This window comes from Streptosporangium sp. H13245 (genome assembly GCF_055690525.1).
This window is the reverse complement of sequence record NZ_JBSZKT010000013.1, coordinates 70,934-88,493: the sequence shown is the minus strand read 5'-3', so window position 1 is coordinate 88,493 and position 17,560 is coordinate 70,934. Positions and strand designations below refer to the sequence as shown.

Sequence of the window (17,560 nt, the reverse complement as noted above, 5' to 3'; positions counted from 1 at the left end):
AGGCATCAGGCACCTCGATAGGATGCCCATTCGACCGACGTCGATTTGACCCGGAGCTCCCCTCATGAAGCCTCCTGTCCGAATGCTGCTGGCCACATCCTGTGCGCTGGCCATGATTTCCATCCCGACCACCGCGTGGAGCGCGGACCAGCCCAAAACGACGGCCACGACGGCGGGCAAGGCCAAGCCCGCTCCCAAGGCCACGCCCACCCCGAAGCCCGTGCCCGTGGACTGCGCGAAGGTGAAGTGCATTGCGCTGACCTTCGACGACGGCCCCGGGAAGTACGCGGACAAGCTGCTCGACACCTTCAAGAAGTACAAGTCCAAGGCGACGTTCTTCCTTGAGGGCCAGTACGTGAAGTCCCGCCCCGCGTTCGCCAAGCGGATGGTCACCGAAGGCCATGACATCGGTAACCACAGCTACAGCCACCCGCACCTGCGGGAGCTGTCGGAAGAGAAGATCCGCGAAGAGCTGACCAAGACCCAGGACATCGTCAAGAAGTCCACCGGGAAGTACCCGACGACGATCCGCCCGCCCTACGGCGAGTTCGACGAGCGGGTCACGGCGATCGCCACCGAGATGGGCATGCCGATCGTCCTGTGGAACGGCGGTTCACGGGACTGGGCGACCAAGAACGAGAAGGCCATCTACGACGAGGTGCTCAAGAACGCCAAGCGTGACGGGGTCATCCTCATGCACGACTGGGTGGCGCAGACCGTCACGGTGATGCCGAAGCTGCTGGCCGCGCTGCAGAAGCAGGGCTACCACATGGTGACGGTCTCCTCGATGCGCGGCGCCAAGGACACCAGGGCCGGGGACGTCTACCCCGTCGGCTCCGAGAAGGACAAGGACCTGCCCTCCGAGTCGCCCACCGGCGACCCGGAGGACTACGGCCAGTCCCCCGAGGACGGTTCCTGAGCCGCGCCTCACCGTGAGGATGCGACCTCACTGGCGCTGCTGGAGGACGGCCTCCGGGCCAGCCGCCCGCCCAGCCGCTGCATGGGAAGCTCCACGTAGCGGTGGGTGAGCAGGCTCAGGCCGAGCACCACCAGCACGAACGCTGCCGACAGTGACAGCTGCACCACCAGCCCCGCGTCCCGTACGTCGCCGACAACGGCGTGCATGAGCCGCAGCAGCGGGTGGTGCAGCAGGTAGACCGAGTAACTGACCAGGCCCAGCCAGACGAGGAACCGGGGCAACCGGCGCTCGCGCAGGGCCATCGCCCCCGCGAACGTCACCCCGGCCAGCGCCATGGTCGCGAACCACGGCCCCGGCCGCACCCACCACCAGCCCGCCTGCTCCGCCCAGACCGGCGCCAGCGCCACGAGCACGGTCGCCGCCGCCACGGGCCAGAGCCCGCCCGTGCCCTGCTCCCAGCGGCGGATCGCGGTCCCGGCGAACATCACCGAGAGGATCGCCGCCCCCAGCCACGGCACGAAACCCGAGAAGATCAGCAGCACCAGCGCCATCGCGCCGAGGACGTACGCGGCGGGCTTCCTGAACCGGCCGCCGATCAGGCACGCCAGGCCCGCGAAGAACACCACCCCGGACACGTACGCGGGCCAGGGCCCCGTCAGCAGCGGAGCCGTCAGCAGCAGCCCCGCCACGACCGCGACGACGCCGAAGCCCACCGCGAAGGTCCCGCTCGCGCGGTGCAGCCCGCCGACGAACAGCGCGGTGACGATCAGGTAGAAGACCATCTCGTAGGAGAGCGTCCACATGGTGTCGGCCAGGCCGCCCAGGTGCACCACGTCGAGCAGCATCGTGGCGTGCGCGGACACCGACGACAGGTCCCTGGGCACCTGCTCGCGGACGGGCATCCAGATCGCCATGACCAGGACGGCCGCCGCGACCAGCAGGTAGATCGGGTAGAGGCGGAACACCCGGCTGATCCAGAACGCCCTGACGTCGCCGCGCCTCTCCAGCGAGACCGGGATGATATAGCCGCTGACCAGGAAGAACACCAGGACGCCGTACATCCCGAGATTGAACCAGTACGGTCTCAGGGCGGGCATGAACCATGGCAGCAGGTGCTCCAGCAACACGGCGACCGCGCCGATGCCACGCAACGCGTCGAGCCACGCCAGGCGGGCGACGGGAGCCTTGGGGGAGTCTGCGCCGATGGGGGTGGTGGAGGACACCCGCCCCAACTTACCTCCCGGCACCTCGCGAAACGGCGCCAACCGCCGGGAAGGAGGAGCCCCGCCCCCCGGCCCGGACCTCCGGGGCGGCTACTCCCACTCGATGGTGCCCGGGGGCTTGCTGGTCACGTCGAGCACCACCCGGTTGACCTCGCGGACCTCGTTGGTGATGCGGGTGGAGATGCGGGCGAGCACGTCGTACGGGACGCGCGACCAGTCGGCGGTCATGGCGTCCTCGCTGGAGACCGGGCGCAGGACGACCGGGTGGCCGTAGGTGCGGCCGTCACCCTGGACGCCCACCGAGCGGACGTCGGCGAGCAGGACGACCGGGCACTGCCAGATCTCCCGGTCGAGCCCGGCGCGGGAGAGCTCCTCGCGGGCGATGGCGTCGGCCTCGCGGAGGATCTCCAGGCGCTCGCGGCTGACCGCGCCGACGATGCGGATGCCCAGCCCGGGGCCGGGGAACGGCTGGCGCCAGACCATGGCGGCGGGCAGGCCCAGTTCCTCCCCCGCCCGGCGCACCTCGTCCTTGAACAGCGCGCGGAGCGGCTCCACCAGCGAGAACTGGAGATCGTCGGGGAGGCCGCCGACGTTGTGGTGGGACTTGATGTTGGCGGTGCCGGTGCCGCCGCCGGACTCGACCACGTCCGGGTAAAGGGTGCCCTGGACGAGGAAGTCGACGGGGCCGTCGGCGATGATGGCGCGCTGCTCGTCCTCGAAGACCCTGATGAACTCGCGGCCGATGATCTTGCGCTTCTCCTCGGGGTCGGTGACCCCGTCGAGCGCCTTCAGGAATCGCTCCTGGGCGTCGACCACGCGGAGCTTGACGCCGGTGACGGCCACGAAGTCGCGCTCGACCTGCTCGGCCTCGCCCTTGCGCAGCAGCCCGTGGTCGACGAAGACGCAGGTCAGCCGGTCACCGATGGCCCGCTGGACCATGGCGGCGGCCACCGCGGAGTCGACGCCGCCGGAGAGGCCGCAGATGGCGCGGCCCTCGGGGCCGATCTGGGCGCGGATCGCCTCGACCGCGTCCTCGACGATGTTGAGCATCGTCCAGGAGGGGCGGCAGCCCGCCGCGTCGAGGAAGTGCCTCAGCACGGCCTGGCCGTGGTCGGAGTGCAGGACCTCGGGGTGGAACTGGACACCGTACAGGCCCAGCTCGGGGTGCTCGAAGGCGGCGACGGGCGTCTGGGCGGTCGCGGCGGTGACGGTGAAGCCTTCGGGGGCGGCGGAGACGCTGTCGCCGTGGGACATCCAGACCGACTGCGCGGTCGGCAGTCCCGCGAAGAGCACGCCCTGGTGGGCGACGTCGAGGTGGGTGCCGCCGTACTCGGCGGTGCCGGTCCTGGCCACCTCCCCGCCGAGCTCCTGGGCCATGATCTGGAAGCCGTAGCAGATGCCGAAGGTCGGCACGCCGGTCTTGAACAGGCCGGCGGGGGCGGCGGGGGCGCCCTCGGCGTACACCGACGAGGGGCCGCCGGACAGGATGATCGCCTTGGGCTTCTTGGCCATCATCTCCTCGACCGGCATCGTCGAGGGGACGATCTCGGAGTAGACGTGGCATTCACGCACCCTTCGCGCGATCAGCTGCGCGTACTGCGCGCCGAAGTCGACGACCAGGACCGTGTCGAACTCAGACACCAAGACCCCCAAAAGGAACAGAGCGGTGGTCCCAGTCTATCGGCGCCCGTCAGCGCGCCTGCTCGTAGCCGGGAAACGAGGGCAGGGCCCCCGAGATCAGGGCCTCGGTCTGCTCGCGCAGGGCCTCCGCGTAGCCGGGGTGGGTGAGGACCAGGAACCGCTCCTCGCGGATGGCGGCCACCGCGGCGATCGCCACCTCGGCCGGGTCGACGCCCCCCTCCACCAGGCCGTCGATGATCGCGGTGGAGATCTCCTCGTCCTCGGAACGCTCGGCGCCCACGAGGTTCTCCGGCCGGTGGCGGCCGGAGCGGTTGAGGCCGGTGCGTACCCCGCCGGGGCACAGCGTGGTCACGCGGAGCTTGGAACCGGCCGTCGCGAGATCCTGGGCGAGGGACTGCGAGGCGGCGAACGCGGCGTACTTCGAGACCGAGTAAGGGCCGAAGTAGGGGATGGCGAACAGGCCCGCGGCCGAGACAGTGTTGAGGATGTGGCCCTCGGTGTCCTGTTCGATCATGCGGGGCACGAAGGCCCGGACACCGTGGAGCATGCCCCACAGGTTCACCCCGAGCAGCCAGGCGAAGTCCTCGGGCTCCCGCGTCCACATCCGGCCACCCTGGAAGACCCCGGCGTTGTTGCACAGCAGGTGGACCGCGCCCAGCTCGCCGAACGTACGGTCGGCGAGGTGCTCCACGGCCACGGGGTCGGAGACGTCGGTGATCTCGGTGAGGACCTTTCCCCTGACGCCCCCGGGGTCCCCGGGGACCCCAGGGCTTCCGGGGCTTCCGGGGCTTCCGGGGCTTCCGGGGCTTCCGGGGATCTTGCCTTCCGCCGCGCTCTTCTCCACCAGTGAGGCGGTCTCCGCGAGATCTCCCGGGTCGACGTCGGCGAGCATGAGGGACATCCCCTCCGCGGCCAGGCCCAGCGCGAGCGCCCTCCCGATCCCGCCGCCCGCCCCCGTGACGACCGCGACCTTGCCCGACAGTTCACGCATGGCGCTCCCTCCAGCCTGATGGTTCACGCATCGTGGTACCTCCGGACCGGCGGTTCACACCTCGCGCGGGTCCGGTTCGTGCCGTACCTGGCGACCGATCGGGCTCAAAGCTAACGTGAAGCCCATCACCAGTCGAGGAGGCAACCGATGGCCGGTACCGGAGTCGTCGTCACCGGCGGGGCGTCGGGGATCGGCAGGGCCTGCGCGCTGGCGCTCGCCGAGGCGGGGCGCCCGGTCGCGATCTGGGACCTGGACGAGGCGGGTGCCAAGGAGACCGCCTCGTCCGCCGCCGCGAACGGCGTCGCCGCGGTCGCCGTCCCCGTCGACGTCACCGACTCCTCCGCCTTCCCCGCCGCGATCGCCACCAGCCGCGACGCCCTCACCACGATCGGCGGCCTCGTCCACGCGGCCGGGATCGCGGCCCCCATGGCCATCGGCGACCTGACCGAGACCTCCTGGGACGCGGTGCTCAACGTCAACCTGCGCGCCCACGCCCTGCTGGTCAAGGCCCTGCTGGAGGACCTGCGCCGCCAGGAGGGCTCCGCGGTCGTCGGCGTCTCCTCGATCGAGGGCCTGGTCGGGCAGGCCTTCATCCCCGCCTACTGCTCGTCCAAGGCGGGCATGCTCGGCCTGACCCGCTCCATGGCCCACGAGCTGGCGCCGATCAGGGTCAACGCCGTCTGCCCCGGCTACGTCGACACCCCCATGCTCGCCACCGCCACCGGCGGCGACCCGCGCTATCTGGACTCCTTCACCCGCAGGTCGCTCTTCCACCGCCTCGGCCGCCCCAACGAGGTCGCGGCGGCCGTACGGTTCCTGCTGAGCGACGAGGCGTCCTTCATCACCGGCACCCACCTGGTCGTCGACGGCGGCGCCACGGCCGTCGACCGCTAGCCTCCGGGACCGCCGGTCACGTACCGGTAAGGGCGTGGCCGAGCAGGCCGAGGGGCGGGGAGCCGAGGTCGAGCATGGCGGTGTGGAAGCGGTTGAGGCCGAAGCCGGGACCCCACTCGGCCCTGGCGCGGTCGCGGAGGTCGAGGATCTCCAGCTTGCCCCAGGTGTAGCGGCCGTAGGTGGGGTCGAAGGTGGCCCGCGCCGCCTCCGCGAGGGCGGCGGGACCGGCGATGTGGGTGTCGGCGGCGAAGCGGCGGGCGCCCTCCTCGACGGTCATCGCGCCGGAGTGCACGCCGATCGCGCAGGCCAGCCGGGTCACCCTGATGAGCGCCTCCAGCCACACGCCGATCTCGAAGCGCGGGTCGCCGGGGGCGAAGCCCTCCTCGACGCAGAGTTCCTCCGCGTAGTGCGCCCAGCCCTCCGCGAAGGCCAGTGACATCAGCGTCCGCCGTACGTCGGAGCGGGCGTGGCGCAGGGCGCGGCCGTGGGAGAAGTGGCCGGGGGCGACCTCGTGCACGTTGATCGCGGGAAGCGTGGTCTCGCTGAAGACCTCCAGCCACTCCTCGATGTCGCGCTCGGGCCACGAGGGGTCGGGCGGGGTGACGTGGTACCAGGAGGGGCCGTCGGGCTCGCCGGGCGCCGACCAGCTCATCATCGCCATGGCCCACCGGCGCGACTCGGGCGCGATGCCGACCAGGCACTCCCCGTCGTGGTAGGGCACCAGGTCCTTCTCCCTGGTGAAGGCGATCGCCCTCTCGGTGCCGATCCTGGCCGCCTCGATCACGCCCTCGGGGCCGGGGTGCTGCCTGACGAGCTCGCGTGCGACCTCCAGCGGCGGCCGTCCGGCGAATCCCAGCGCGGCGCAGGACTCCGCCAGCCGGGCCATCAGGCGGTCGCGCTCGGCGTCGGCGCGCTCGGCGAGCCGTCCCAGGTCGACCGGGAGGCCGTCACCGGCCCCCATGAGCCTGGCGAGCCCCCCGGCACCGAGGGCGGCGTCCGGGTCGCCGGTGTGCGCGGCCTTCTCGACGTGCTCCACCAGCCGGGCGTGGGCCCTGAACGCCGCCTCGCGCACGCTCTCCTCGGCGTCCCCCGGCACCCCGGAGGCCAGGCCGCGCACCGCGCCGAGCAGGGCGGTCGCGACGGGGGCGCTGAGCAGGTCGAGCGAGGCGACCGCGTTGTCCACCGCCTCGGGCCAGCGGGCCAGGTGCGCGAGCTTGGCGGCGTTCCGCTCGGCCTCGGGGGCGTACTCACGGTCGTAGGTGGCCAGGTCGAGGTTGCCCAGGTGCTCCAGGGGGCTGCGGCGGTGCAGTTCCAGCTCGCCGAGCTGCACCCGCGTGGCCTCCTCGAAGATCTGCAGGTGCGCCGCGTCGTACGGGTCGCCGGGCAGCGGCCCCCGGCCCAGCGCGGCGAGCCCGGAGCGCACCCCCTCCGGCGACAGGTCCTGGATCAGGCCGTCGTACTCGTGCCGCCCGGCCATTTCCCGGACGCCGGAGACGGTGAGGTCGCACACCGCGCGGAGGCGGCCGTCGAGTTCGGTCATGAACGCGACGCTATATCAGGACGGGTCCCCCGAACCCGGGAACGACACCCGGGCGTCCGGGAACGGCGTTCGCGCGTGGAGCCATGTCTGGGGCGCCTCCAGGGTGCGTCCGGGGTGCGTCCGGGGTGCGTCCGGGGAGCCCGCTCGATTCGCCGTGGGCGTCCACGGTAGACACCGTCACGGCGGACCGGAATTAACATATGGGAATACGAAATAATTGCATTAAATGCCCGGCGGATCGCCCTCGCCGGACAAGAAGTGCGTACTTTTACATGGCGCACCGCATATCCGCCATGTTTGTGTATTGACCAGCGCCGGAAGGCGAGAAAAACGCGGCGGATCCGCCGATCTCACATATGCGCGACCACCACGACGCGGTCCCGGTGACACGGGGCGGCGACCGTGGTCCACTGCGTGACCTGCGCCATCGCCGCACCTCCGGGCGTGGACGCGTCCCGCGACGGGGTGGGCGCCGGTGCCACTCCCGAGCGTGAACGCCTCGCGCGTCCCACTCGTTTGGCGTGGATTTCCCGTGTGACGTCGAACCATGACAGCCGAACCATGACATCGAACCGTGACAGCCAAGCCATGACAGTCGAACCGCGACAGCCGATCCGCGACAGCCGATCCGTGACAGCCGATCCGTGACAGCTGAAGGATGACCCCGTGAAAAGCCCGCCGGGCGACAGTGCCCTCCTGCGTGACATCGCGATCGCCGAGCTCGGCCGGGTCCCGGCCCGGGACTGGTCGGTCACCGACGGGGAGTTCTGGTGCCTGGTCGTTCCCGGCGGATACGTGATGCCCGCGCAGGGCTGGAAGCTTCACGTCTCCGCGACGATGCTCTCCGCTCCGATCGTGCTCTCCCGGGTCGTACGAGTGCTGGCCGCCGAGGGATGCGCCTTCAAGTTCCCCGCGCGGCTGGGCGACTACTGGGAGCTTCTCTCCCCGCACTGCGCCCGCGCCCAGGCGGGGAAGTTCGTCACCGCCTACCCGGCGGGCAGCGCCGAGGCGGCCCGGCTGGCGCCGCTGCTCGACGAGGCCACCCGGGGGCTTCCCGGTCCGGCGATCCTGTCGGACCAGCCGTACCGGCCCGGCGGGATCGTCCACTACCGCTACGGCGCCTTCGGCGGACACCGGGTGCTCGGCAACGACGGCTTCTACGAGATCCGGCTCCGCACGCCGGAGGGGACGGCGATCCATGACGAGCGGCTGCCGCGGTTCTCCCCGCCCTCCTTCGCCACCTCACCCTTCACCGCCACCGCGCCCGGCGCCTCCGTGAGGCCGGAGCGGCGCGCCGTGATGCTGAACGACCGTTTCGTGGTCCGCGAGGCGGTGCGACACGCCAACAGGGGCGGCGTGTACATCGCGGAGGACACCGAGAGCGGCACCGAGGTCGTGATCAAGGAGGGACGCCCGCACGCCTCGTCCGACCTCGGGGGCCGGGACGCCCGCGACCGGCTGGCGGCGGAAAGGTCCCGGCTGGAGGCCCTCGCGTCCAGCGGGGTCGTCCCGGCCGTGGTCGACTTCTTCGAACAGGGCGGGCACGCGTTCCTCGTCGAGGAACTCGTACCGGGGACGACGCTGCGGCGCTGGTCCGAGGGGAACGCCGGACCTCTCGGACACGACGGCTTCGGGAACGCCGCCGCCGAGGTACGGCCGATCCTGCGGCACCTCGTCGACGCGCTGCGGGCCGTCCACGACCTCGGCCACGTCTTCCGCGACCTCTCTCCGGACAACGTGATGCTCCTGCCCGGCGGTGACCTCCGGCTCATCGACCTGGAGTACGCGACGGTGCCGGGCGAGATCGTCATGATCGGCGGAACCCCCGGCTACCTGGCCCCGGAGCTGGTGCCGCACACCGGCGAACTCCGGCCCGCCCCGGGAGAGACGGCCGACCTGTTCGGTCTCGGCGGGCTGGCGTACTTCCTCGCGACCGGTACCGGGCTGGAACTCCCCGAGGACGGTACGACGGGCCCGGCCCGTGGCCCGCGCCTCCTCGGCCACGTCGCCGAGGTGTCCGCGGCCAACCCCACCCTCACCGTCCTCCGCCCGCTGGTGGAGGGACTGGTCACCGAGCCGGAGGCCCGCTGGTCCCTGAACCACTGCGCGGACTTTCTGGACACGCTCGACCCGGCGGCCTCCATCTCCGCTCCTGTGGGGGTGGGGGCGGACAGGGTACGACGGACGGGTGTCCCGGCGGCGGACGGGGCGCGACAGGAGGACCTCCCGCTGGCGGACGAGGCACGCCGGGTGGACGCTCTGATGACGGACCCGACACGACCGGCGGACCTCCCGGTGACAGGCCGGGCAGAACCGGCGGACGCCCTGATGACAGGCCGGGCACGGCGGGCGGATCTCCTGGTGGCGGACGGGCTGGCGTGGCTGGTGGAGACCATGGACGCCCGGGAGGACAGCCCGTCGCCGTGGCCCAACTCGGTCGGCGGGGCCGGTGGGGCCGAGGCGGACCCGTGCTCGGTGAACGGGGGCGTGCCGGGCATCCTGGCCGTCCTGACACTCGCCTCCCGCACAGCCCTCACAGACAACGCCGTCTCAAACAACGCCTTCGCAAGTGACGACCTCACAGACAGCGTCCTCACAAACAACGGCTTCACAGAAAGCGCCCTCACAGGCGACGCCGTCACGGGCAGAATCGCGAGCGCGGGCGCGGGAGGCGCGGCGGTCGCCGCGGCCGGGTGGCTCCGGCGGCGTCTCTCCGACGAGGACGTCTGGCCCCCCGGCCTGTACTTCGGGCGCTCGGGAGCCGTCTGGGCCCTCCACGACGCCGCGGAGGCCACGGGCGACGACGAGACGAGGACGTTCGCGTTGCGGGCGGCGGCCCGGCTCCCGGTGGACCACCCGAGCCCCGACGTGACGCACGGGCTGGCCGGGTCCGGCATGACGGTGCTGCGCCTCGCCCTGCGCTCGGGCGACCCCGTCCTCCGGAGGCGGGCCGTGGAGGCGTTCGAGAACCTGCACGGCGCGCGGTCCTACCGGATGGGGCACCCCCGGTGGCCGACGCCGGAGTCGTTCGACTCCGGTCTCGCGGGCGCCGACCACCTCGGCTTCGCGCACGGGATCGCCGGGGTCGGTACGGCGCTGCTCTACGCCGCCGTCGCCCTCGGCCGCCCGGAGTGGATGGCGACCGTACGCGAGGTCGCCCACGCCCTGTACGAGCACGCCGACGTCGACGGCGACACGGCCTGGTGGCCGACCCTCGCGGGGGATCCGCGGACGGTCCTGCCGCGCCGTCCGCACTGGTGCAGCGGCTCGTCGGGCATCGGCTCCTTCCTCGTCCGGTACTGGTGTGCCACCGGTGACCCGGACGCCCTGCGGCTCGCCGGTCAGGCGGCGGTCGCGGTGCACCGGACCCGCTGGCAGTCGGGGGCGGTGCCGTGCCACGGCCTGCCCGGCGACGGTGAGTTCCTCCTCGACATGGCCGGGTTCACGGCCGACGACCGGTATCTGCGCTGGGCCGGGGACCTGGCCGGATGCCTGGAGGCCAGGGCCGTGACCCGCTCCGGCAGGCTGCTCGTGCCCGATCCCCTCTCGAAGGTCGTCCCGACGTTCCTCGGCGGCACGGCCGGGATCGTCGCCTTCCTCGTCCGTCTGCGCCACCGGCACGCGAGGCCGTGGATGCTCGACGACGTCGTGGGAGACGCCTGGCGTCCTCCCGTACCAGGCTCGCCGCCCGCTCCGGGGCGGCGGAAGGAGAAGCGGTCCGCGCCCGGCGCGGCCACGAGATCGGTAAGGAGGTGACATCGATGTCGTTCGACGTTCAGGACCTTCAGGGTCTGGAGGAGCGCGAGCCGGCCTCCAGCGAGGCGGGCCGCCTCACGAACTGCCGGATCCACATGTTCTGCACCGACAACTGATGACACGGGCCCCCTGCCCTCTCCGCGGCCGAGCAGGGGGCCCTCGTCCGACGTCATCGGCCCTACTCGCGAGCCGATGCCGCCCGGCCCTACTCACAGGCCGACGCCACCCGGCCCTGCTCACGAATCAATGCCACCCGGCCCTGCTCACGGATCAGCGCCGCCCAGCCCTGCTCACGCACCGATGCCACCCGGCCCTGCTAGCGGATCAGCACCGCCCAGCCCTGCTCACGCACCGATGCCACCCGGCCCTGCTAGCGGATCAGCACCGCCCGGCCCTGCTCACGCGCCGGTGCCACCCGCCCCTACTCGCGGATCGGGTACCGCCCGGCCCTGCTCGCGGGGCGGATCAGTGCCGTACAGCCCTACTCGCGGGCTCCCCCGGCGATGACCTCCAGGGCGGACCGGGGAGCGCGGCCGAGCAGGCTTCGCAGGTCACCGCCCGTCCCGTCCATGAACCCGTTCGCGATCGAGGAGTAGGTGCTCACCAGCATCGGGACCTGGAAGGGCATCAGGCCGAGGGCGGTGAACGCCTCGCGGGCCCCGGCGAGGGTGCCGGGCTCGTACGAGACGGCGTCCCCCGTGGCCCCGGTGAGGGCCTCGGCCAGCTCCGCGCCGCCGACCGCCCTCTCCCCGACCAGCTCGTAGGTCCGGCCCGCGTGCGCGGAGGCGTCGGCCGTGACCAGGGCGGCCACGTCGGCCAGGTCCTCGCGGGCCACCGCGGCCAGCCGCCCGGAGCCCAGCGGCGCGGTGATCCTGCCGTCCGCGACGGGCGCGAGCGTCGCCAGCAGCTCGGCGTAGAGGCCGTTGCGCAGGATCGTCCAGCTCGCGACCCCCTCGCGGAGCCTGCGCTCGGTCCAGCGGTGGGCGAGCGCGTAGGCCAGGTGGTCCCCGGCGGCGCTGAGGCTGGTGTAGACGATGTGCGAGACCCCCGCCTTCTCCGCCGCCTCGATCGCCGCGCCGTGCCTGGCGATCACCACGTCGTCCTCGCCGTAGCCCGCGGAGATCAGCAGCAACGTGTCCACCCCGGCGAAGCCCTCGGCCAGCGAGGCGGGATACTCGAAGTCGATCAGCCGGGCCGGTGTCCCCGCGGGGACCGCCTCCGGGGCGCGGCTGCCGACCACCACGTCGTCCCGCCCGGCCAGCCGCGCGGCGACGAGCCGCCCCAGTGCGCCCGTCGCCCCCGTCATCAGAATCATGGAATCTCCCCGCGTGAGTGGTTCTCTTCGGTAACTGGGTCCATCATCGACAAGCAGGACACATGACATAAGGAGGCACTTCGATGTCAGTCGGGCACACGGCGGTAACCACGGAGCCGGTCGTCTCCTGCGGGGGCGAGGACTGCGGCATCCGCGAGGTCCTCGACCGGATCGGCGACAAGTGGTCGGTGCTGGTGGTCGTGGAGCTGGCCCAGGGGGTACGCCGGTTCCGCGAGCTCCAGCGGGCCGTACCCGGCATCTCACAGCGGATGCTCACCCTGACCGTACGCCGCCTGGAGCGCGACGGCCTGATCTCCAGGACCGTCCACGCCGTCGTGCCGCCGCAGGTCGACTACGAGCTGACCCCGACCGGGCACAGCCTCACCCATCTGGTGAGGGCCCTCGCCGACTGGTCGGCCGAGCACCGCGACGGCATCGCCGAGTCACGCCGCCGCTGGGACGCCACCCACCCCGGCTCCGGGATCCACTGAGGGTTCACCGGGGACCGGCTGTGGCCTCCGGTTCGGTGATCCGGTCGAGCAGCGCCTCCAGCGTCTTGTCGTCCGTGGCGGGGGCCATGACGGAGACCCGCAGGTGGCGGACCCCGCCGACCTCCGCCGAGGTCAGGTGGAAGGCGCCGTCGTCCATCAGCCGCTCGCGGATGCCCACCTGGTCGCCGGTGCCGTACCGGAAGCAGACGATGTTGCTCTCCGGCTCGTACGGGCACTCGAAGCCCGGCCGCTCGCGGGCCAGTTCCCAGAAGCGGTGCGCGGTGGCGTACTGGCGCGCGACGTACTCGCCCAGGCCCCGCTCCCCCCGCCAGGCCAGGTTGAGGAAGACCTTCAGGCCCAGCTCGGCCTTGCTGCACTCCACGGTCCTGCCGATGAGGTCGAGGCCCTGCTCCCCGTAGAACAGGTAGCTGGCCCGCTGCCGGAAGGCCGCGTCCAGGTCGCCCTCGCGCCGGGTCAGGACCGCCGCGGCCAGGCTGGAGGTACGCAGCATCTTGTGCGCGTCCCAGACCAGCGAGTCGGCGAGCCCGACCCCGTCGAGCAGGTGGCGGTGCCCGTCGGAGAGCAGCGCGGAGGCGCCGTGGGCGCCGTCCACGTGGAACCAGACGCCGTTGGCGGCGCAGAACTCCCCGATCCCGCGCAGGTCGTCGTAGAGGCCGGTCCCGGTCGCGCAGGCGTTCGCCACCAGGGCCATCGGCCGCCGTCCCGCCCGGCGCACCCGTTCCAGGGCCTCGGGCAGGCGGGCGACGTCGATCCTGCCGAGCCCGTCCACGTCCAGCGGCACGACCGCGCGCTCCCCCAGCCCGAGGATCGCGGCGGCGCGGGCGAGCGAGTAGTGGGCCGACGCGGGGGCAAGCAGGGCGAGGTCGCCGGGGACGCCCTCGGCCCACGCCTCCGGGGCCACCGACGCCCGCGCGGCCAGCAGCGCGGTGAGGTTGGCGAGCGAGCCGCCGTGGGTGAGGACCCCGCCGCCCGCCTCGCCGAAACCGGCCTTGCCGAGCATCCAGCGCAGGACCTCGAACTCGACCGTCGCCGCCGAGGCGCCCATCTCGTAGATCGCCATCGGGTTGTTGTGCGCGCCGTGCACGAAGTCGGCGAGTGCCGAGGGGAAGTCGGGCGCGGCGACCTGGTGTCCCAGCTGGGCGGGGTGGTGCAGCCGGGTGCCCTCGTCGAGGTAGGCGCGCAGGAACTCCGCGTACCCCTCCGGCGTCATCCCGCCCTCGCGGATCCACCGGGCGAGCCCGAGCCGCTCGGCCAGCTCGCGCGGGGGTGTGCGGCGGATGACGGGCCGCGCTCCCCGCTGGCTCTCGTCCACGTAGGCGGCCAGCTCGTCGACGGTCACGCCCGCCGCGCGCACGAATTCTTCGACATTCCACATCACACCGGGATCCTGCCAGGCATGTCGCCCGGCACGGACGGGAGGTCAGGTGATGCCGACGATGGGCAGGCGCAGGGCTCCGGGCGCGGCGGCCGGGACGGCGGGGTTCTTGGGGGCGACGGGCGACAGGCGGGCGTACGGGGAGCCCTGGGCGGGACGGGTGTCGGGTTCGCCCCGGTTGGGCCAGAGCGCCATGGCGCGCTCGGCCTGGGCGGTGATGGTGAGGGAGGGGTTGACGCCCGGGTTGGCGGAGACCGCGGAGCCGTCGACGACGTGCAGTCCCTCGTACCCGTGGACGCGGTGGTAGGGGTCGATCACCCCGGTGTCGCGACCGGCGCCGATGACGCAGCCGCCCAGGAAGTGGGCGGTGGCCGGGATGTCGAACAGGTCGAGCCAGGAGCCCGCGGGGACGCCGCCGACCTCCTCGGCCGCGTACCGGACGAACTCGTGACCGGCGGGCAGCCAGGTGGGGTTGGGCTCGCCGTGGCCCCGCTCCGAGCGCAGCCTCCGGCCGAAGAGGCCCCTGCGCGCGGACAGGGTGATCGAGTTGTCCTTGGCCTGCATGACCAGCGCGATGATGCCGCGCTCCGACCACCGGCGGTGGTTGAACAGCCTCGCCACCCGGTGGGGCCCGCGCAGGGTCTCACCGAGGAACCTCAGCCAGCGCGGGGCGCCGCCACCACCACCGCTGTCGCCGTCGACGAGCAGGGTGCGGAGCATGCCCATCGCGTTGGAACCGTCTCCGTAGCGGACCGGTTCGATGTGCGTGTGGGCGTCGGGGTGGATCGAGGAGGTGATCGCCACCCCCCGGTTGAGCTTCTCCCCCTCGGCCGACAGGCGCTCGAACCCGAGCAGCGCCTCGGAGTTGGTCCTGGTGAGGGTGCCCAGGCGGTCGGAGAGCCGGGGCAGCGTCCCGGCGGCCTTGAGCCGGTGCAGCAGGCGCTGGGTGCCGTACGTCCCCGCCGCGAGGACCACGTGCTCGGCGGTGAGCGCGCGGCGGCGCCAGGGCGCGCCCGTCCGGTGCGCCTCGACCCGGTAGCCGCCGTCCACCGGGACGACCGAGGTGACCGTGGTCTCGGGGAGGACCCTGGCCCCAGCCCGCTCCGCCAGGTGGAGGTAGTTCTTGACCAGCGTGTTCTTGGCCCCGTGGCGGCAGCCCGTCATGCACTCGCCGCACTCGGTGCAGCCCCTGCGGCGCGGCCCCGCGCCCCCGAAGTAGGGGTCGTCCACCTCGACGCCCGGGGTGCCGAAGAAGACCCCGACCGGCGCCAGGTGGAAGGTGTCGCCCACCCCCATCCGCTCGGCGACCGCGCGCACCACCCTGTCGGCCGGGGTGACGGTCGGGTTGGGCGTCACGCCCAGCATGCGCGAGGCCTGGTCGTAGTACGGGGCCAGCTCGGCTTTCCAGTCGGTGATGGACGACCACTGGGCGTCCAGGAAGAACGCGTCCGGCGGCTCGTAGAGGGTGTTGGCGTAGACCAGGGAGCCCCCGCCGACCCCGGCGCCCGCCAGGACCATCACGCCGGTGCCCTTCCGGCCCCGGAGCACGTGGATGCGCTGGATGCCCTTGAGGCCCAGCGCCGGGGCCCACAGGAAGTCGCGGACCCGCCAGGAGGTCCTGGGGAGCGTGCTCTCGTCGAAGCGGCGCCCGGCCTCCAGCACGGCGACCCGGTAGCCCTTCTCCGTCAGACGCAGCGCCGAGACGCTCCCGCCGAACCCCGACCCGATCACCAGCACGTCGTAGTCGAACACGGCGGCTCCCTTCGAGCGACGACCCCCCGGCGGCCCCGGGGCCCTCACTTCAGGTGGAATGTCTTCATGGCCTTGAAGGCGATCGCGAGGGTGTCGGCGTACTTCTCGTACGCCATGCCGAGGATCGGTTCGAAGCCCAGCCAGGGCGCCTGGCTGGAGACGGTCTGTCCCTCGGTGTACTTCAGCAGCCCCTCGGTCCCGTGGCGGCGGCCGAGGCCCGAGGACTTCATGCCGCCCATGGGCGCGTCGTAGGAGGCGTAGGCCGAGCCGTACCCCTCGTTGATGTTGACCGTGCCCGCCCTGATCCGGGAGGCCAGCGCCCGCCCGCGCGGCACGTCGCGGGTCCAGATGGAGGCGTTGAGCCCGTACGAGGTGTCGTTGGCCCTCTCGACCGCCTCGTCGTCGTCGCCGAAGCGGTAGACCGCGACGACGGGTCCGAAGGTCTCTGAGCGGCACATGTCCATGCTCTCGTCGACGCCGGACAGGACGGTGGGCTCGTAGAACAGCGGGCCGAGGTCGGGGCGGGCCTTCCCCCCGGCGAGGATCCGGGCGCCCTTCGCGACGGCGTCGTCCACGTGGGCGCCGACCGCCTCCAGCTGCCTCGGGGAGGAGAGCGAGCCCATCTGTACGTTCCAGTCGAGACCGGCACCGAGCCTCATGTTCCCGACCTGCCGGACGAACCGCTCCAGGAACGCGTCGTACACGGAGTCGTGGACGTAGAGCCGCTCGACGGACAGGCACAGCTGCCCGGCGTTGGTGAAGCAGGCGCGCAGCGCGCCCTGGGTCGCCGCGTCCAGGTCGGCGTCGTCGAGCACGAGCATCGGGTTCTTGCCCCCGAGCTCCAGGGAGCAGCCGATCAGCCGTTTGGCCGCCTCCTCGGCGATCTTCCGTCCGGCCCGGGTGGAGCCGGTGAACGCCATGTAGTCGGCGTCGTCGAGCAGCACCTCGCCCACCTCCGAGGGTTCGCCGAGGACGACCTGCCAGATCTCGCGGGGCATCCCGAGGGAGACCAGCAGGTCGATCGTCCACAGCGTGGACAGCGCGGTCTGGGTGTCGGGCTTGTGGACCACGGCGTTCCCCGCGAGCAGCGCGGGGACGGCGTCGGTGACGCCGAGCGAGAGCGGGTAGTTCCACGGCGAGACCAGGGCGACCGTTCCCCGGGGCTGGCGCGTCTCGACCGTCCTGGTGGCGACGGGCAGGATCCCGGCCCGCCTTCTGGGCTCCAGCAGGCCGGGGGCCCGCCGCGCGTAGTAGAGGGTGCAGCCCGCGACGTCGAGGACCTCCTCGAAGGCGTGCCTGCGGGCCTTGCCGGTCTCCCACTGGACCACGTCGAGGATCTCCTCGCGGCGGTCGAGGATGGCGTCGTGCAGGCGCAGGAAGGGTTCGGCGCGCTCCCGCGCGGGCCTGGCCGCCCACGCCTCCCGCGCCTCCCGCGCCACGGCGTGGGCGGCGCGGACGTCGTCGGCGGTGGAGACGGGGATCTCGGCGAGGACCTCGCCGGTGAACGGCGCCGTGATCTCCCGCGTCCTACCGCCGGAGGCCACGTGCCGTACGACGCGTTCGATCATGCGGGGGTCGAGGACCCGTGTCATCTCGGCCCGTGTCATTTCAGGGGGAACGGCCATGTTCGCAGCGTAATCGT

General features: G+C 72.4%; 12 protein-coding genes. 4 read left to right on the top strand and 8 right to left on the bottom strand.

Annotated elements, in window-relative coordinates:
- Window positions 1-64: 64 nt before the first annotated feature.
- A complete protein-coding gene (locus ACW9TB_RS20925; RefSeq protein ID WP_472749709.1) occupies window positions 65-919 on the top strand; it encodes a polysaccharide deacetylase family protein in 855 nt (284 codons plus the stop codon).
- An 8-nt stretch (window positions 920-927) separates the two neighbouring features.
- Here the strand turns inward: ACW9TB_RS20925 and ACW9TB_RS20920 are convergent, their stop codons facing one another.
- The 3 genes from ACW9TB_RS20920 to ACW9TB_RS20910 form a co-directional block, all read right to left on the bottom strand.
- Window positions 928-2,142: an acyltransferase family protein gene (locus tag ACW9TB_RS20920; protein WP_472749708.1), complete on the bottom strand. Its 1,215-nt coding sequence runs from the start codon at window positions 2,140-2,142 to the stop codon at window positions 928-930.
- Window positions 2,143-2,232: 90 nt separating this feature from the next.
- Window positions 2,233-3,804 carry a glutamine-hydrolyzing GMP synthase gene (gene guaA, locus ACW9TB_RS20915; RefSeq protein WP_472749784.1) on the bottom strand — a complete coding sequence of 524 codons (1,572 nt, stop codon included), beginning with the start codon at window positions 3,802-3,804 and terminating at the stop codon, window positions 2,233-2,235.
- Between the two features lie 28 nt (window positions 3,805-3,832).
- Window positions 3,833-4,774: an SDR family NAD(P)-dependent oxidoreductase gene (locus ACW9TB_RS20910; RefSeq protein ID WP_472749707.1), complete on the bottom strand. Its 942-nt coding sequence runs from the start codon at window positions 4,772-4,774 to the stop codon at window positions 3,833-3,835.
- 147 nt (window positions 4,775-4,921) lie between these two features.
- On the opposite strand from ACW9TB_RS20910, the gene ACW9TB_RS20905 reads away from it, so the two are divergent.
- A complete protein-coding gene (locus ACW9TB_RS20905) occupies window positions 4,922-5,668 on the top strand; it encodes an SDR family NAD(P)-dependent oxidoreductase (RefSeq protein WP_472749706.1) in 747 nt (248 codons plus the stop codon).
- 16 nt (window positions 5,669-5,684) lie between these two features.
- Here ACW9TB_RS20905 and ACW9TB_RS20900 read toward each other — a convergent pair whose 3' ends face one another.
- Window positions 5,685-7,208 carry a DUF885 family protein gene (locus tag ACW9TB_RS20900; protein WP_472749705.1) on the bottom strand — a complete coding sequence of 508 codons (1,524 nt, stop codon included), beginning with the start codon at window positions 7,206-7,208 and terminating at the stop codon, window positions 5,685-5,687.
- A 666-nt stretch (window positions 7,209-7,874) separates the two neighbouring features.
- On the opposite strand from ACW9TB_RS20900, the gene lanL reads away from it, so the two are divergent.
- Window positions 7,875-10,964 carry a class IV lanthionine synthetase LanL gene (gene lanL / locus ACW9TB_RS20895; RefSeq protein ID WP_472749704.1) on the top strand — a complete coding sequence of 1,030 codons (3,090 nt, stop codon included), beginning with the start codon at window positions 7,875-7,877 and terminating at the stop codon, window positions 10,962-10,964.
- Between the two features lie 481 nt (window positions 10,965-11,445).
- On the opposite strand, the gene ACW9TB_RS20890 is transcribed toward lanL, so the two are convergent.
- On the bottom strand, window positions 11,446-12,279 hold the full coding sequence (locus ACW9TB_RS20890) for an NAD(P)H-binding protein (RefSeq protein WP_472749703.1): 834 nt from the start codon (window positions 12,277-12,279) through the stop codon (window positions 11,446-11,448).
- Between the two features lie 83 nt (window positions 12,280-12,362).
- Between ACW9TB_RS20890 and ACW9TB_RS20885 the strand changes: the two genes are divergently transcribed.
- On the top strand, window positions 12,363-12,770 hold the full coding sequence (locus ACW9TB_RS20885) for a winged helix-turn-helix transcriptional regulator (protein ID WP_472749702.1): 408 nt from the start codon (window positions 12,363-12,365) through the stop codon (window positions 12,768-12,770).
- Between the two features lie 4 nt (window positions 12,771-12,774).
- Here the strand turns inward: ACW9TB_RS20885 and ACW9TB_RS20880 are convergent, their stop codons facing one another.
- The 3 genes from ACW9TB_RS20880 to ACW9TB_RS20870 are packed head-to-tail and all read right to left on the bottom strand — an operon-like array spanning window position 12,775 to window position 17,543.
- Window positions 12,775-14,166, bottom strand: a complete 1,392-nt coding sequence (locus ACW9TB_RS20880; protein ID WP_472749701.1) for a pyridoxal phosphate-dependent decarboxylase family protein — start codon at window positions 14,164-14,166, stop codon at window positions 12,775-12,777.
- Window positions 14,167-14,211: 45 nt separating this feature from the next.
- The gene (locus tag ACW9TB_RS20875; RefSeq protein ID WP_472749700.1) at window positions 14,212-15,918 is read right to left on the bottom strand and encodes a GMC family oxidoreductase N-terminal domain-containing protein; all 1,707 of its coding nucleotides are present in this window, start codon (window positions 15,916-15,918) and stop codon (window positions 14,212-14,214) included.
- 44 nt (window positions 15,919-15,962) lie between these two features.
- The gene (locus ACW9TB_RS20870) at window positions 15,963-17,543 is read right to left on the bottom strand and encodes a succinic semialdehyde dehydrogenase (RefSeq protein WP_472749699.1); all 1,581 of its coding nucleotides are present in this window, start codon (window positions 17,541-17,543) and stop codon (window positions 15,963-15,965) included.
- Window positions 17,544-17,560: the final 17 nt, after the last annotated feature.

Bases quoted from the DNA above. Each gene is read 5' to 3' on its own strand.
- ACW9TB_RS20925 (WP_472749709.1), top strand. From the start codon at position 65: ATGAAGCCTCCTGTCCGAATGCTGCTGGCCACATCCTGTGCGCTGGCC.
- ACW9TB_RS20910 (WP_472749707.1), bottom strand. From the start codon at position 4,774: ATGCGTGAACTGTCGGGCAAGGTCGCGGTCGTCACGGGGGCGGGCGGC.
- ACW9TB_RS20905 (WP_472749706.1), top strand. From the start codon at position 4,922: ATGGCCGGTACCGGAGTCGTCGTCACCGGCGGGGCGTCGGGGATCGGC.
- ACW9TB_RS20900 (WP_472749705.1), bottom strand. From the start codon at position 7,208: ATGACCGAACTCGACGGCCGCCTCCGCGCGGTGTGCGACCTCACCGTC.
- ACW9TB_RS20890 (WP_472749703.1), bottom strand. From the start codon at position 12,279: ATGATTCTGATGACGGGGGCGACGGGCGCACTGGGGCGGCTCGTCGCC.
- ACW9TB_RS20885 (WP_472749702.1), top strand. From the start codon at position 12,363: ATGTCAGTCGGGCACACGGCGGTAACCACGGAGCCGGTCGTCTCCTGC.
- ACW9TB_RS20880 (WP_472749701.1), bottom strand. From the start codon at position 14,166: ATGTGGAATGTCGAAGAATTCGTGCGCGCGGCGGGCGTGACCGTCGAC.
- ACW9TB_RS20870 (WP_472749699.1), bottom strand. From the start codon at position 17,543: ATGGCCGTTCCCCCTGAAATGACACGGGCCGAGATGACACGGGTCCTC.